Source organism: Alkaliphilus metalliredigens QYMF, assembly GCF_000016985.1.
In the GTDB taxonomy this organism is placed as follows: domain Bacteria; phylum Bacillota; class Clostridia; order Peptostreptococcales; family Natronincolaceae; genus Alkaliphilus_A; species Alkaliphilus_A metalliredigens.
Genome location: NC_009633.1, coordinates 4,241,574 through 4,257,407 on the forward strand (window position 1 = coordinate 4,241,574; position 15,834 = coordinate 4,257,407).

Consider the following 15,834-nt stretch of genomic DNA (forward strand, 5'->3'; position numbering starts at 1 on the left):
CTACCTCTCTCCCTTCGCCAACAGTTGATTCACAATCTCTTCATTCATGGCCAATTTGTTCTTGAGTTTCATGACCCGCTGGCTTAAAAGCACTTTTTCATCTTGCTTCTTTTCTAATATAGATCTTAATTCACCTATTATGTCTACATTTTCTAATTCTTGCAATGAAGTGAAGCTATTTAAATCTAGTGATTCCATAAAACTATCAATTTTAGGATCATAGGATATGGCGACCATAGGTATATTCATCACCGCCGCAAAAATCAGTGAGTGCAGTCTAACGCCCACAAGCACGTCTAAATTCCCTACGATACTTAGCATTTCATCTACAGAATAACGCTCTTTCATAAAAACACCAGGCTGTTCCATTTTCCCATGAATTCCGTCTAATACACATAAATCTTCTCCATAGTGGAAGGGTAAAAAAACCACTTGCGCATTAAGCTTTTCCATCATTTCGTCCGCTAGCTTTCCCATCTGCTCTTGATACTGCTCATTTGACTTCCATCCTCTTAAGGCAAAACCAATTAAAGGTTTTTTCCCATGGGGATCAATTCCTGATTGAATTAGTTTTTTTCTACCTTCTTCAATACCAACCTTTTGTAACCCAATTACTGGATCTGATGTGATATGAATTGAGGGCTTTCGAACACCTAGTTTGATTAGGGTATCTTTTGATTTAATGTCCCGAACTGTAATACAGTCTACATAATTCAAAACCCACTTCATTAACCATTGATTAAAGCCTCGATTCACAGGACCAATTCCTTGGCTATATATCATGATTTTTTTACGTAGGACCATACCAATCAAGATGACCCCTAAATAGTAAGTCATACTTCGTCCACTGGTCACATCCTGAAGTAAGCTCCCACCACCACTGATCAACAGGTCACATTTTTTAATACTTTTATATATATCCACAACAGCTTTGCGATTGATGGCTTCCACTTGATGCTTTTGGACAGTACTTTGGGGATTGACCGATAACACTGTAATATCAATATCTTCTACCTTTTCTTTCAAATTGTAAATAATGGAAGTGAGGATGGATTCATCTCCTATATTGTTAAATCCATAATATCCTGAAATAACTACTTTATGCATCAACGTCTTCTCCTCTCAACCTCCTCAGTACCTTCACGCCTCCTTCTAGTAGAAGGATATACACAATTCCTATTAGTATGCCCAAACCCAAGCCATATACGGTTCGTACTGTAGATAGGTAGATTGGTGTTCTTAAATGACTAAATGTATTCACAACAGATGTTTGTCCAATCACAACTCCCAGCCCCGAGATAAAGATGAGATCTTTATATTTTTTCAATGCAGCAAAAATACCAACCATAAGAATTGGAAATGCCCCTAAAAACTCTTTATTCCTTGGTCTAGCCAAGAGTGATTCCTCTAAAATATTTCTCATAATAATCTCCAAGTAGCCAGGCTGGATATTGGTTTCATGTCCAGTTCGTGCGATATAAATGTATCCGATACCTAATATCATTCCTCCTAGAAGAATATAGATCACTTTAATGTTCTCAAATAAAATGCTCTTAACATCTGCATATAATAATCTGGTCTCTTTTGTTTTAAGATTTCGATTACGATAACCAAAGTATATGATAAAAGTAACTCCATAAAGAGCAATTGGGATCAGCTGGCTAAACTTCACCCCTCTAAATATTCCTATTTCTAATAAATATTCACTATGAGATAAAATGGCCGCTACAAAAATGGCACCAATGAATGAGATTCCTGTTGCGATAAGGAGATCTCTTATGGCAATACCAATGAGCTTTGTATATTTCTTTGTAGGCTTTTCATCTAACAAGTATGTCCTACATTGTTTGCAAAAGTAGACCATACTCAATGAAGGAAATGTAATGGCTGCCACCAGTGCAAAAACTTTGTCTCCTAGGTTGGGGGCTACAATGCTAGCCGCTGCAACACCTAATGCCCCAATACCCAAAGCACCGTATTTCATCCATTCCTTTAACTTCAATAAATAGTCTCCTAATAAAACCACAGCTGCTGCAATTCCCCATCCCATTAAAATACGCTGTACCGTACCTACCTCTCGCATAGGCATAGTACTGCTTTCGCCTAGTTCCATCCCATGCTTAGCGATGCGATTTTCAAAACTCGCAAACATTTTTTCGTATTCATCAAAATCAGTGACATAGTCATGTTCATCCCATTTAAATGGCTTGAAGTAAATCATACGGATATTTCTCTCAGTAACAGCACGATAGAGTGTATTCCCAATTTCTTCAGCACCTTCGTATCCATAAAATTGGAATCGCTCCTGTACCCAATCCCAGACTGAAAAGATCCGTACCGCATTATAATTCAAATCTCTGGCTAATTGTTCAAGACCTCTTTGGTCTAAGTGACCTCTTTGTACACTGCTTTCTATTAGTCCTATTTTTATGTCATTTCCCATCATGTATTCGTATACTTCTTCATATGCATATGCGTCTGGGGCTCCAAAAACTTCTTCGCCACCGAAGAACATCACGTATGGTTTCATATTAAAGTCTTGAAACTCTTCAATTACAGCCCGAACTAATTTTTTTCCCCGCCATTTTCCATAGCTATAGGATCTTGGTAGCACTTCAAGTCCTGAATCACGAATTAGTTGTATCTTCTCAGCATCAAATCCTAAACCTAGCCTCTCTAGCTTAGAGCCTTCTATATATGATACATTTTTAAAACTCTTTCCATCAGAATCTACCAGAGCTGTTGATTGTGTAAATAAAGTGTCTTCTATCTCTCCTTGCAACACAATGATATACATTTCTTCCTCAATCAAAACTTTAAATTGATCAACATCATACCTACGATTTAACCCTTCGTATATAAAATCATAGTCATCCTTTGATTTTGTTAACAGCACAAAATCATGTTCCCAGTACTCATTTTCTTCAATATAGTTAACTAAAGCTTTTGGATAATTTTCTTTCCAGTTTAGTGTTTCTATTATTTCTCCCGTCACAAATATGTCTACCGGTCGATTGGCATCAACTAATCTCTCGAAATTCTCTTCATTTAGACCTACATATCTAACGCCTAGGCTTTCAAATCCTTCCAACCACCATTTCATATCCTGGTCAGATTGTTTTGCCAACTCTTCAATCTCCTTATAGTCTAATACAATATCCACTGTTTTATTTTGAGATTCCACTTGCACTCTTTGTCCTGTCACAATAGAAGATATGATGATTCCTACAATCAATATGCCTAATAAAATCTTATTTTCACTCACCTTCATTTGTTTTCCTCCACTCTTTTATCTTCCAATTTCTTCACAGTTTGCATAATGTCCTTACTATGTCCCTAAAGCTGTACATTAACATAATTGAGTCACTCTTATTATCTTATTATTAATCTTTATTTCTGTAAAGCATTTTTCCTTAACTCTTTCAGAAATACTTGCTGAAAAACCCAACAATATGCAGACTGTTCAAAACCCTTTAGCTTCCAGGCACAATAAAACCCAGCAACCGCAGCGTATATGGAATACGTATGGGTGCTGGGGCTTTAAATAAGGTCAAAGATGAAGATTCCTCAACCGTCTGAGCATTTACATTACTTTATTGAATCGTATATTCTCCTCTTACCATTACCCATATCTGTTCTGTTTGAGCTGCAATTCCTCTACCATCCTTTTTGGGAACAATCAGCAAATGATTTGGTTCTACCTTGTGGCCTGTTCTCAAATCTGTTCCCACCGTAATATTGGTCACACCATCACCAGCTGTATTTCCCACAGCAGTAGCTTCCCCACCACGCAAGATCATTTCCGTACTATTTCCACCTAGTAACTGCTGCCCTTGTGTCAATACAACGATTTCAAAAACTTGTTGTTGTCCCGTTACAGGGGTTCCATTGCCAGGGACTGATTCTCCACCTTTTGTGATTTGCGTTTCCAACCCTTTTACCTTTTCATCTATATAATACCGTAACTGTTCATTTCTTGTTTCAACATAACTTTGGGTTACGATAGGATCTTCCTGGGATCCTGGTTCCAAAAAATTAGCTTCACTCATCTGTGTAAAAGCTCCGACTAAGACAACGCCACCTATAATCGCTCCATAAAGCGCCTTTTTACCCGTACTTTTTTTCATGATAGCCCTCCTTTATGTATTTCAATGTCAATTTCCCTGGAAATAATTAATATAATGTCTAATTTCCTCGGAAATACCAAGTCCATTTAATATCACTCCCATTTTACCACAAATTACCCCTAATTTTTCAACCTGTTTATAAAATATTTTTCAAACCCTGATTACATCTCCTAAACATAAAAAGGTAGTTGCTTAACAACTACCTAAAAATCTATCAATCCACAGCTAATTAATAACGCTTCATTTACTTTAATCATCATTTCCTCATCAAAGTGTCCGACTTTTTCTTCTAATCGTCTTTTATCAATCGTCCTGATTTGTTCTAGTAAAACAACAGAGTCTTTAGGCAAACCATAGTCAGAGGCAGTGATTTCAATATGAGTTGGTAACTTTGCCTTGTTAATTTGAGACGTAATTGCTGCAACAATCACCGTTGGACTGTACCGGTTTCCGATATCATTTTGAATGATTAAAACCGGCCTAACGCCCCCTTGCTCCGATCCAATGACAGGACTTAGATCTGCATAATAGATGTCTCCTCTTTTGACAACCACACTACTCACACTCCGCCATTTGAGTCTCATAGTGCTCTAATGAAGAAATATCTAAACTCAATCCAAGTTCTGCAATGGCTAAGTTAATATATCCCATTTCTTGATACCCAGTGATCATCTTCTCTCTTAACTCCATTTTATTTCTCTCCCTAATGTAGAGTTTCATTGCTTCACGAATAAATTCACTTCGGTTTGTTTGTTCCATAGAAACAATCCCATCTACCTCTTGTAAAAGACTGTCCGGAAGACTAATCATAATTCGTTTAGAGTCGGCCACCATAGCACCTCCCATAGATTTTAAAAAGATATAGAGGTGAGATAGTCTATCTAATAGGTCCCCATACCTATATATCTACAATGATTTCGGTAAATATATCTTATATATATCGCCTTATATATCACTCTTTATAAGTGTGACAATATAAACCAAAAAATATACTTGCACATTCAAATATTCCTTATTATTTTACCAAACTATCATGGATGTGTAAAAGGTTATTATTTTCCAAATACGCTCTAGGTACTCGTCTCCCTACCATACATACAATTTCATAGTTAATTGTGTTTAGTTTGCGTGCTATATCATCAATACTGCATCCACTAGCGGGATCATTGCTGAATAATGTCACCACATCTCCTTGCTCAATCTCAATTCCAGTGGCATCCGCCATACACTGATCCATACAAATTCTACCTACAATTGGTCTTTTTTCCCCCTTCAAGATGAGCTCTGCTTTATCTGTCAGCATTCTTGTGAATCCATCAGCATAACCAATAGGAAGGGTAATAATTTTTTCCTCTCCCTTGGTCTTATAGGTGAGTCCATAGCTGACACCCTGCTGTGGAAGCACATTTTTTACATGGGCAACCCGAGTCTTTAATTCCATTACTTGCTTGAGTTGAACAGCTTCATGATTCACATCTGGAGAAGGATATAGTCCATAAAGCATAATCCCTGCTCTCACCATATCTAGGTTCATATCAGGTAAATCGATAATTGCTGCACTGTTGGACACATGCCTGATTGGAATTTGATAGCCTTCTTTTTTGAGTTCTTCTGTTAATTCCATAAAACAATTGAATTGAAACTTAGTATAATCCTTATTCTTTTCATCTGCAACTGCAAAATGAGTATAGATCCCCTCAACATTTATATATTCTAACTCAATTATTTGTTTGATTTCCTCAATGGTCTTTTGACTACAGTTAAAGCCTAGGCGGGACATCCCTGTATCGATTTTAAGGTGAATCGTCATACTCTTTTTTTGTTCTTTCCCTATCTTTGCCAAGGCCTTAGCTTGTTCATATGTGTAGATTGTTTGAATGACATTATAATCAAGGATTACTTGACCTTGGGTCTCAGGGGTATATCCTAATACTAAAATTGGTATATCTTGATAGCCTCCCTGTCTGAGCTCAATTGCTTCTGATAAGGTAGCTACTGCTAATCTATCTGCACCATGGTCAAGCAATGTCTTTGCAATGGTCATGACACCGTGTCCATATCCATTGGCCTTGACCACTGCACATAATAAAGTGTCTTTATTGATCACCTTTTTCACTTCTCTTATATTATGTTTTAAATGATCTAGGTTTATCTCAGCCCAAGTTGGCCTCGTTAAGCTTAAGCCTTTCATATTTTTCCTCCTTTAACTCTCGTTGTTTTCTAGTATTCTCTCTTCCTGTGATTTTAAGTAAAACAATGTATCTTCTATTATGGGATTGTACTGAAAGTTTTCATAAAATACTCTAAATCGAATTCCCCCTTCTTGATCTAGTATATGCAGTTTAACGGGTTCAATTTTCTTTTTATCAATCCAAAGTTTTTGATAGGAAAAATAATAGTTCACCTCAGGTAGTGGTGTTGTGATCACAATATATGCTTCTCCATTTAATGTTTCTGTTTCAATCCCAGAGTCTTCAGCCTCATAAAGATTTCGCAAAAAATATCCAATAAACATCATTTGCTCTTGGGAGTGGTCAAATGAGTCTAGCATCCTAGTCTGATTGATAGATGGTTGAATCAGCCAAGATTTTTTGCCATTTGATAGGATCGTGGTTCCTTTTAATTCCTCTGGCTCTAGTAGCTCTAGGCGATATTGATTAGGATACTTAAATGTCTGCATGAAATGATAACTTCTTTCCTGATCTCTTTCATCCTTGATGTAGATTTTCGCAATGGTTTCATAGGTTTCCAATCCACCCAGCTTCTTCTGTGCCTTATAAAACAACTCCTCATCTGTAGGTTGTTGGCATGCTGTGATGTTTAGCACTAACAACATCATTAAAACAACCTTGAGCAGTCTCACCGTCTCTCCTCCTCAACTTTCACACCGCAAGGCATTTCCAATAAAATAAGAAGTCAATATGATGTCCTCTATTTCGACTCATTATTTTCTTTCCCCTGCCTAAGTGGCAATGGCTTGGGCAACTGCATTTTCCTTACTGTGGGATATGGATATGAAAATCTCATTTATATTTTTACTATATGCAATTTCCAAAGCATTATTATGCAATTTTATATATGGTTTCCCCGCCGAGTCCTTCAATACTTCAATATCCTTCCACTTCATATTGCTAATACCCGTTCCTAATGCTTTCACAACCGCTTCTTTTGCTGCAAAAACCCCAGCGATGCTAGCTGGATGACCACCCTTCTCAATAAACCCTCGATTCTCTTCAAGGGTAAATAATCTTTCCTTAAACCTTGGGTTTTTCTCTAAAGCTCGGGCTATTCGTTCTATTTCAATGATATCAATCCCTATCCCCTTGATCATTTTCTCACCTCTTTACTTATTATTTTACCATTTTTTTTATATTATTGAAATATTCATTCATGGTTTCACTATAATGTACTTTATATTGGTAAATTCTCCTGTTTTCATCAAATTGAAACAATAAATCAGAGGATCTACGACAAATCCTCTGATTTCAAAGTGACTCATGCTTTATTCCTTAGGATCTAAAAAACGGAAGTCTAGCTTTTCCATTTCCTCATGTCCTACTGTGTCATGCAAAAAATGGTATGTTGTTTTCATATCCATTTCTAATGCTTCTTTTTCCTGCCTTAATTGATCCAACTTTTCTCTCAGTTTAGTGATTTCATCATCAACTTTTTTTTGTTTTTTTCCTGTGGTCCGCATCTTCTCATATGCAATGATCACAGTTTCCTTCAATAATTGTAAATTGATTTCTTCTATTTTCTTGGGATACACTGTTGACGCTTCCATCATCTCTTCAATCCTTCTATTAATATCTGTTACATTTTCCTTAGCGGCCTCTAACTCTTCTAAGGCGTTGTCCCCCTCGTGGCGATTGACTTGATCTGATAGATGAATCATTTGACTCATCACAGCCTTCTTTTCTTTTGTTAGTGCCTTTAATTCTCTCTGTGACTTTAATTCTTCTGCTACTAGGACTTCTAATGATTTGGCTAAGGCAATCACTTTTCTATTTTCATTATCTTTAATCATTTTCTTCCAATGTTGATCACGAATTAATAGGGGAGTATGATTCTTCTTGATTATATTTTCTGCCAGTTCAATGGCTTTTTTTCTTCTGAATAACATATGATTCCTCTTTTCTTCACATGTACTTTACTTAATACAAATTCGATACTTCACCTTCAAATTCCTGCTAGTCCATGGTCCCATTTATTTGATTTCCAAGGTCACCCATGCTTTTTTGTCTTAATACATATGGCGATAACAAATATCGTCTAGAGATTCATCTGTAATATTCGATACATTATCATTTTTGTGTAATGTTTTTCATCATAATGGTAAAAATACCACAGAGGTGATTCAATGAATAATAAGTCGATAATGAAAAGAATATTTCCTTCCATTCTCTTTTTAATGATTTCTCTACTGCTTTTTAGCTGTAGTCCTTCTCCCGAAAGACCTGAAGAAGAACACAATCCTAATAACACCCCTGAAACCCCACAGGTCCTTGAAGAAATGGAAGAGGAATTACTGAATCTGATGCATGATTTGGACTCTATTGAAGGGATTCAAGTTGCTATGTTAGAAGAAGAGAATGAAAAAATGGAAGAAGATATGGAAGAATCCTACGTTTTAAAATCAGAAGAAGATGAGGTTGTTTTGGCGGAGGAACACGATGAAGGTGAAGAAGAAACCAAAGAAAATGGTGTCGATGTCCAGCGCCTCATTCATGAGCATCAGCTTATAGGTATCCTTCTTGGTGCTGAAGATATCGAAGGGAACCTAGATTTAGATGAGCTTCCCCCTGCTGACATGGAAGCGCTTTGGTTTGAATTAAACAACCTGATTGATGAACTCCATAGAAAATGGAATGTGTTAGAGCCCGAACTTCAAAAGGCTAAGGTTGACCGATCTGACATTGAAGAATTCGAGGAGCAACTGGATCGTTTATCCCTTACTGTGTTAGATCAGGAAATAATGGAGAGTCTTTTTCACAGTAATCAGCTCACCTTCCTCTTAGCAAAATATAGAGGCAATTTTGATGACGACCTCCCCAATGAGATACCTAAAATGAAATTCTATATTCGTGAAAGCGTCCTACTGGCTGCAAATGATAACTTTGTTGAAGCAGTTGATGCAGTGGAATCTGCCCAAGAGCTAGAAGAACAAATACGTCACATTTTGATAAAAGAGGATGCCGAAGATGTGGTTCAAAAGTTCCAGCTCTCTATAGATGATTTAATTCATGAGTTAAATAATGAAGACTTCTACTTAACACAGATTAAAGCTCCCATTGTGATTAAAAACATCATGCTCATGGATGAGACCTTTAGTGCTCACTAAAATAAGCAGAGGATTCAAGCTCCTCTGCTTATTTTCCATCTATTTTCATTGTATTTTAACATGTCTACTAAAACTAATTTATTATGCTTGAAGACCCGATATCACCAGTAATCCCATAATAACAGTTAACAAAATAGCATAGATGAATACATCACCAAATATCATTCTCTTTTCAAATCGTTGAACACAATAATTAGGAAATTCTTCACAAAAATCTGTCACGGGCTTATATAAAAACTTTTCTGCATTAAGCCATTTAGGTAAATGCAAATGGAAAAGGTGATATTTCAATCCAACAATAAAAATCCCTGTTCCTAAAGCATATACACCGACCATACTAATTAGATCTTGGGAATTCCAAAAATTCATTCCCACAATATATTTATCAATAAAGGCTGGATCATAGGTGAAACTCATTAATCCAGGTATAATCATGATGTTCAAGAAAACAGAAGGGTTTAATCCAATCAGTACAATGAGCATTGCCAATATCCCCATTGCCAGAGACATTTTAGGATCATCTCCTTCAATCTTTTGATGTTCCTCAGGACATTTACCTAGAAATATGAATCCATAGAATTTAAGAAAGGAGCAAACCGTCCCAGCACTCACCAGGGTAAACAGCATTTCTGCATATCTAAAGGATGGATGTCCATATTCATAGGCCTCTATAATGGCATGATGTAGAATAGATTTACTAGCAAAACCATTGAACCCAGGCATTCCTGTAATACCAAAGACAGCAATTAGAGCCACAAAGGCTGTAAAAGGCATCTTCCGCCACAGTCCGCCAAGTTGATACATATCCAATTCCTTTGTTCTCATATAAACAGCCCCTGCCACCATAAATAACAGTGCTTTAAAGAGTCCATGGTTAACCATATGATATAGACTTCCTGAGAAGCCCATGGCCCCTTGATATCCTAAATAAGCCGCAACCCCTATTCCCATAATGATATAGCCCATTTGGCTGACACTATGATAGGCTAGCATCCGCTTCATATTTGCCTGCTGCAGGGCCATAAAAACCCCCACAACCATGGTCAATATTCCTAGCCAAATGATCACCACACCTAAATTTTCAGATGTGCTCCATACGATGGCTTCAGCTGAAACTGCAACCTCTTGACTAGTAGATAGGATCGTAACGACCACCCTTAGAATCCCGTAGGCTCCTACCTTCATCAATATTCCTGAGGAGAGCGCATTAACAGATATCGGTGCCCCAACGTAGATCTTCGGAACCCAAAAGTGAAAGGGGACCATCCCTGCTTTAACACCAAATCCAAATATAAACAGTCCACTTATGATGTATTTAATCATACCCATTTGACTAAATTTCTCTGCTAAGTTGACCCATTCATAGCTTTGGGTATAGGCTGATAGCATGAGAATTCCACTGAGGATACTCAATCCTCCAATAATACCCATGTATATATAGGTATTCCCTGCTTCAATAATTTCCGTTCCTCTACGGTGAACCATTAATGCATATGAACTAAAGGTCATTATCTCAAAGAATAGGAAAAAGCTTAATAAATCTCCTGCCATTAATGTCCCTAATGTTGATATATAGGTAATTGTAAAGAAAAAGAAGAAACTTCTTTCCCGTCCGATATTTTTCACATCCACGGAGCTATAAATACTAACAATTAGCCACATCAGTCCTGCAAAGAGCATTAATGTATAATTGAGATAATCAATTTTAAAGATAATCCCATTTCCAAAAACATTCGCGATTTCATAAATAATAGGTCCCTTTTGAACTTCTCCATAGGCGGAAATCATTAAAATTGTTGTCATGAGAATCATCACTTTAACTGACAATCGTCTTATGAATCTTCTTTTCCCACCCAAAAATGGGATGATTAATGCTTCTACAAGACCAAATATAATAATGATCGTCGGTAGCCAAAGCTGTATGATCATTCTGGTTAAATTCATATCGGTTCCCCTTTCCTTTGGCTTATTCCGTCATCTAAGCAAACTTGAGTAATACAAATAATACACTGGTTAAAATCACTGAATAAATCACAACATCACTACTAATAATGGTCATCTCATATCGATTTGTAAATCCCTTTGAAAAGTTAACCACGCCCCTATACATGGGCTTATACACTGTACGCTCGACATCCAACCACTGAGGTAGATGGATGTGAAACAAGTGAAACTTCATACCAACAATAAAGATTCCCGCACCCATTAAGTAAATCCAAATCATTCCCGTCAAATCAGCTGTATTAAAGAAATTCATATCGACTAAATATTTATCGATAAAGGCTGGGTCATAGGTAAATGTTCTGGCTGCTGGGATAATAAATTTATCCATCATAAAATTTGGTACCTGCCCTACAGCGATGATCATTAATGCCAAACCACCCATGGCTAAATCCATCATACCCTTTTCCCCTTCAATATCTTTATATTTTTCAGGGCACTTCCCAAGAAAGACAAAGCTAAAAAGTTTGATGAAGGAACACACCGTTCCTGCACTGACAACTGTGAAAATCATCTCTGCATATCTAAAGGATGGATGCCCATATTCATATGCTTCAATGATGGCATGATGTAGTATTGACTTACTGGCAAATCCATTGAATCCTGGCATCCCTGTAATTCCTAGTGCTGCTATGATACACAAAAAAGCTGTAAAGGGCATTTTTCGCCACATACCACCCAGCTTATACATATCCAGTTCATGGGTTCTCAAATAAACTAACCCAACAACCATGAATAGCAGTGCTTTAAACAGTGCATGATTCACCATATGGTAGATGCCTCCGGAAAAACCCATGGCACCTTTATATCCTAAATACGTTGCTACGCCAATCCCCATAACGATATATCCCATTTGACTGATACTGTGATAGGCTAGCATCTTTTTCATATTACTCTGCTGCAGTGCCATAAATACCCCAACAACCATGGTAATAATCCCAATCCAAATAATCACTGCGCCTAACTTTTGTGATACTTCCCACAATGAGTCTGCATACCCACTGATTTCCGTTATACTTGGTACAAAAAAGCTGATGGACACACGTAAAATACCATAGGCACCCACTTTAATCAGAATACCTGATAACAGTGCGCTTGCAGGTGTCGGTGCAACAGGATGGGCTTTAGGTAACCAAATGTGTAATGGAAGCATCCCTGCTTTGATTCCAAATCCCCCTACAAATAAACCTGTCATTAAATACTTAACCCAACCTAAATCCTTTATTTCAGATGCTAGGGGTATAAATTCCAAAGTCCCTGTATAGGCGTAGAGCAGAATCATTCCTAATAAGATACTTAATCCCCCTGCCACACCCATATAAATATAGCTATTACCAGCTAATATAGACTCCTTAGATTGATTATGTGCCACTAAAAAATAGGAGCTAAACGTCATAATCTCAAAGAAAAGGAACATGGTAAATAAATCTCCTGCCATAACAGTGCCCAAAATTCCACCAAATGTCACTGACATCCATAGATAAAAACGATTACGGTGGTTTTCAATGCCCATATAATCATGGGCATAAATGGAGACAAGAAACCAAAGGACCCCAGCTGTAGCTGCCATAATAAAACTCAGCATGTCAACTTTAAAGCTTAATCCGTATCCTAGTAATTTAGGGAGGTGATAATACATTTCTCCTTGAGCTACTTGTGGGTACATGGCTAAAACCAATAGTAAAGTCACAAAGGTTGTATCTACCACAGCCATATCCCTTAGATTCTCAGATTTTTTTCCTATATAGGCTTCGATTGGCCCCCCTACCAATGGGATCATAATGACCAATAATGGCAGTGCCTTAAAGTTAAGCATAAAGTCAATCATTTTTTGTGAAATAACACTCCGAAATCCAACCATTTCAGCTAATCTGGTTGTTTCCATAGATGAGGATAGCAGAATAAGCCCTGCTATTAACGCTAATGCGCCCCCAAAAACCAATATACAATTGAGTGAGAAAAAGTCTAATGCCTTCCTAGTAAGTGTGATTTTCTTTTTTCCTACTGGGTTTAGCTCTTTTTCTTTTACAGCCCGAACACCCTTCATTTCAATCTCCTCCATTACACAATTTAATTATTAATAAAAAGGAAAGTTGGCACTGCACGTTCAACGACGTCCATCACAATATGAGGGAAGAACCCCATTACAACACACCCTATGGCAATAATTACCATTGGGTACATCATTGTTTTTGGTAAACGATCTAGAACCATTACATTGTCTCTTTCATTACTTTCTTTTAGGAAAGCAGCTATGATAATCGGTAAATAATAGATAGCATTTAAAAAACTACTAATTAATATCATAATTAGGAATACCGGTTTGTCTGCTTCAAGCACAGCCAAACTTAAATACCATTTACTCATAAATCCGTTTAAACCCGGTATGCCAATCATGCCTAGTGCAGCAACGGAAAACACGCCCATGGTAATAGGCATCTGGTATCCGATGCCATCTAAGTCTCGAATGTCCCGTTTTCCTGTCTGATAAATAATGGCTCCTGCACTTAAGAAAAGAGCAGACTTCATTAAAGCATGGGTGATTACATGAAATAGTCCTGCAGAGAATCCTAACTCCGTTGCCAGCCCTAACCCTAAGAAAATATATCCGATCTGTGCCACACTTGAATAAGCTAAGAGTCTCTTGATGTCGGTCTGTCCGATGGCAAAGACAGAACCCATGATCATGCTTAATACAGCAAAATAAGTGATAAATTCCGTTACCCCAATGGATTGAACAATATCCTGTCCTAATACCCTAAATAAAATTTTGGCAATAGCAAACACATAAACTTTAACCACCAATCCAGATAACAGTGCACTAGATGGGGTGGGCGCGTTGGAATGTGCATCTGGTAGCCATATGTGTAAGGGAAAGATTGCTGCTTTGATTCCAAAGCCCGTTAAAATAAAGCCTAGGGCTATTAAAATGTTTCGTGGATAGCTTTGCCATACTTGAGTGATTACTTCATAGGCTGCTGTCATATTTAAATGGCCTGTTACCATATATAAAAGGGCAATCCCCATTAATATTGATACAGAGCCAATTGCTCCCAACATTAGATATTTAAAACTTGCCATTAGATTTTCTTTTTTTCTCTTAATTGAAATGATCCCACAGGATGTCAAGGATAAAATTTCCATAAATACATATAAATTAAACAAATCATTGGTAAAAATCATACCAATCATAGAAAATAAGAGTAAAAAAATCAACGTATAATAAGAAAAAAATTGTTCCTTTAAAATCTCATGTTCTATATCCTTTAAGGAATAAATAATGATTAAGGTTGCCACAGATAATACCACCAGTGTCATTAATGCAGAAAATTCATCAACAACAAATTCGATCCCAATAGTTGGATTCCATTGTCCGAAAGTATAGGTAAAGGATTGATCCCTTAACACAAAGATTAATAGACTTAAGGATAGTGCCCAGGCGAGCCCTAGGACACCCATCATTTCCCACTTAAAGCCATCATCATAGTCTCCTTTTTTCAAAGGAATTAAAATTGCTGAAATTAATAATAAAAGTAATATATAGACTGGAAAATGAATGCTACTCATTGGTCTGCCCACCCCTTATTTCCATAATTTCATCTAAGTCTATCGTTCCATAAGCTTCATGAATTTTCACGATAATACTAAGGGCATAAGCAGTGATACTGACTGCTACAACGATTCCAGTCAAAATCATAGCTGAAGGCAACGGATTGACATAGATCAATTCGCCACTGCCAGACTCTAAAATTGGAGCCTTTGCACCTTTCACGTATCCTATTGAAACAAAGAAAAGAAAAATAGATGTTTCCATAATATTAACCCCAATAATTTTCTTTAAAAGATTGGAATGGGTTAATACAGTATACAGTCCGATTATAAACAAAATAAATGCGCCAATATAATTTATATTATCGATAATTGAATTCAAATCTGTCATCATTATTCCTCCTCAATCATCGTATGAAATAAAGTAATCATGGTACTACCAACCTTCATTCCAATTCCAACTGTAGCCAAAGGGATCAGTCCTGCACTAATAACAGTTCCTAGCTGTCCCATATGAAATCCAGCTGATTGATTTTCTAAAAAGTTGCCTCCCATGATCACACCTATCAGTCCTAGAGAAATAAGCCAGAGAATTCCACCAGATTCGATCCTTGAAGAGATGCGATGGGGCATCTTTTGATGTCCTTTCTTCAATCCAAATGCCAGGGTATAAAGTACTAAACTGGCACCGATGATGGCGCCACCTGCAAATCCACCACCAGGAGAAATATGTCCATGCAAAACAATAAAAACACCATATAATTGAATAAAGGGCATAACGATTCTAGTTATGGTCTTAACAATCAAATCATCCAC

General features: G+C 37.1%; 15 protein-coding genes. 1 reads left to right on the forward strand and 14 read right to left on the reverse strand.

Translation table 11 applies throughout. The features are described from left to right. The 9 genes from csaB to AMET_RS20360 form a co-directional block, all read right to left on the reverse strand. Complete coding sequence (csaB, locus tag AMET_RS20320; RefSeq protein ID WP_012065169.1) at nucleotides 1-1,107, reverse strand: polysaccharide pyruvyl transferase CsaB; 1,107 nt, start codon at nucleotides 1,105-1,107, stop codon at nucleotides 1-3. After that, complete coding sequence (locus AMET_RS20325) at nucleotides 1,100-3,271, reverse strand: DUF5693 family protein (RefSeq protein ID WP_012065170.1); 2,172 nt, start codon at nucleotides 3,269-3,271, stop codon at nucleotides 1,100-1,102. The genes csaB and AMET_RS20325 overlap by 8 nt, the downstream gene beginning before the upstream one ends. 322 nt (nucleotides 3,272-3,593) lie before the next feature. Then, nucleotides 3,594-4,127 (reverse strand): hypothetical protein, encoded by a 534-nt coding sequence (locus AMET_RS24585; RefSeq protein WP_012065171.1) that lies wholly within the window; start codon nucleotides 4,125-4,127, stop codon nucleotides 3,594-3,596. A gap of 203 nt (nucleotides 4,128-4,330) precedes the next feature. Further along, nucleotides 4,331-4,711 (reverse strand): type II toxin-antitoxin system PemK/MazF family toxin, encoded by a 381-nt coding sequence (locus AMET_RS20335; protein ID WP_456297474.1) that lies wholly within the window; start codon nucleotides 4,709-4,711, stop codon nucleotides 4,331-4,333. After that, complete coding sequence (locus AMET_RS20340) at nucleotides 4,683-4,973, reverse strand: CopG family ribbon-helix-helix protein (protein ID WP_330368626.1); 291 nt, start codon at nucleotides 4,971-4,973, stop codon at nucleotides 4,683-4,685. The genes AMET_RS20335 and AMET_RS20340 overlap by 29 nt, the downstream gene beginning before the upstream one ends. 169 nt (nucleotides 4,974-5,142) lie before the next feature. Then, the gene (gene alr / locus AMET_RS20345; protein ID WP_012065174.1) at nucleotides 5,143-6,318 is read right to left on the reverse strand and encodes an alanine racemase; all 1,176 of its coding nucleotides are present in this window, start codon (nucleotides 6,316-6,318) and stop codon (nucleotides 5,143-5,145) included. Nucleotides 6,319-6,330: 12 nt separating this feature from the next. Continuing rightward, nucleotides 6,331-6,990 (reverse strand): LolA family protein, encoded by a 660-nt coding sequence (locus AMET_RS20350; protein WP_012065175.1) that lies wholly within the window; start codon nucleotides 6,988-6,990, stop codon nucleotides 6,331-6,333. Nucleotides 6,991-7,089: 99 nt separating this feature from the next. After that, nucleotides 7,090-7,458: a holo-ACP synthase gene (acpS, locus tag AMET_RS20355; protein ID WP_012065176.1), complete on the reverse strand. Its 369-nt coding sequence runs from the start codon at nucleotides 7,456-7,458 to the stop codon at nucleotides 7,090-7,092. Nucleotides 7,459-7,629: 171 nt separating this feature from the next. Further along, complete coding sequence (locus AMET_RS20360; protein WP_012065177.1) at nucleotides 7,630-8,250, reverse strand: hypothetical protein; 621 nt, start codon at nucleotides 8,248-8,250, stop codon at nucleotides 7,630-7,632. Nucleotides 8,251-8,505: 255 nt separating this feature from the next. On the opposite strand from AMET_RS20360, the gene AMET_RS20365 reads away from it, so the two are divergent. Beyond that, nucleotides 8,506-9,468 carry a hypothetical protein gene (locus AMET_RS20365; RefSeq protein ID WP_157047320.1) on the forward strand — a complete coding sequence of 321 codons (963 nt, stop codon included), beginning with the start codon at nucleotides 8,506-8,508 and terminating at the stop codon, nucleotides 9,466-9,468. A gap of 81 nt (nucleotides 9,469-9,549) precedes the next feature. Here AMET_RS20365 and AMET_RS20370 read toward each other — a convergent pair whose 3' ends face one another. Genes AMET_RS20370 through AMET_RS20390 form a run of 5 tightly spaced genes read right to left on the reverse strand, consistent with a single transcriptional unit; the run spans nucleotide 9,550 to nucleotide 15,834 of the window. After that, nucleotides 9,550-11,412, reverse strand: coding sequence for a complex I subunit 5 family protein (locus AMET_RS20370; protein WP_012065179.1), 1,863 nt, complete (start codon nucleotides 11,410-11,412; stop codon nucleotides 9,550-9,552). 34 nt (nucleotides 11,413-11,446) lie between these two features. Next, nucleotides 11,447-13,516, reverse strand: coding sequence for a complex I subunit 5 family protein (locus AMET_RS20375; RefSeq protein ID WP_041721168.1), 2,070 nt, complete (start codon nucleotides 13,514-13,516; stop codon nucleotides 11,447-11,449). 23 nt (nucleotides 13,517-13,539) lie between these two features. After that, the gene (locus AMET_RS20380) at nucleotides 13,540-15,036 is read right to left on the reverse strand and encodes a complex I subunit 5 family protein (RefSeq protein WP_012065181.1); all 1,497 of its coding nucleotides are present in this window, start codon (nucleotides 15,034-15,036) and stop codon (nucleotides 13,540-13,542) included. Continuing rightward, nucleotides 15,029-15,412, reverse strand: a complete 384-nt coding sequence (locus tag AMET_RS20385; protein ID WP_012065182.1) for a cation:proton antiporter subunit C — start codon at nucleotides 15,410-15,412, stop codon at nucleotides 15,029-15,031. Before AMET_RS20385 ends, AMET_RS20380 begins: the two co-directional genes overlap by 8 nt. Further along, nucleotides 15,412-15,834, reverse strand: a complete 423-nt coding sequence (locus AMET_RS20390; RefSeq protein ID WP_012065183.1) for an MnhB domain-containing protein — start codon at nucleotides 15,832-15,834, stop codon at nucleotides 15,412-15,414. The genes AMET_RS20385 and AMET_RS20390 overlap by 1 nt, the downstream gene beginning before the upstream one ends.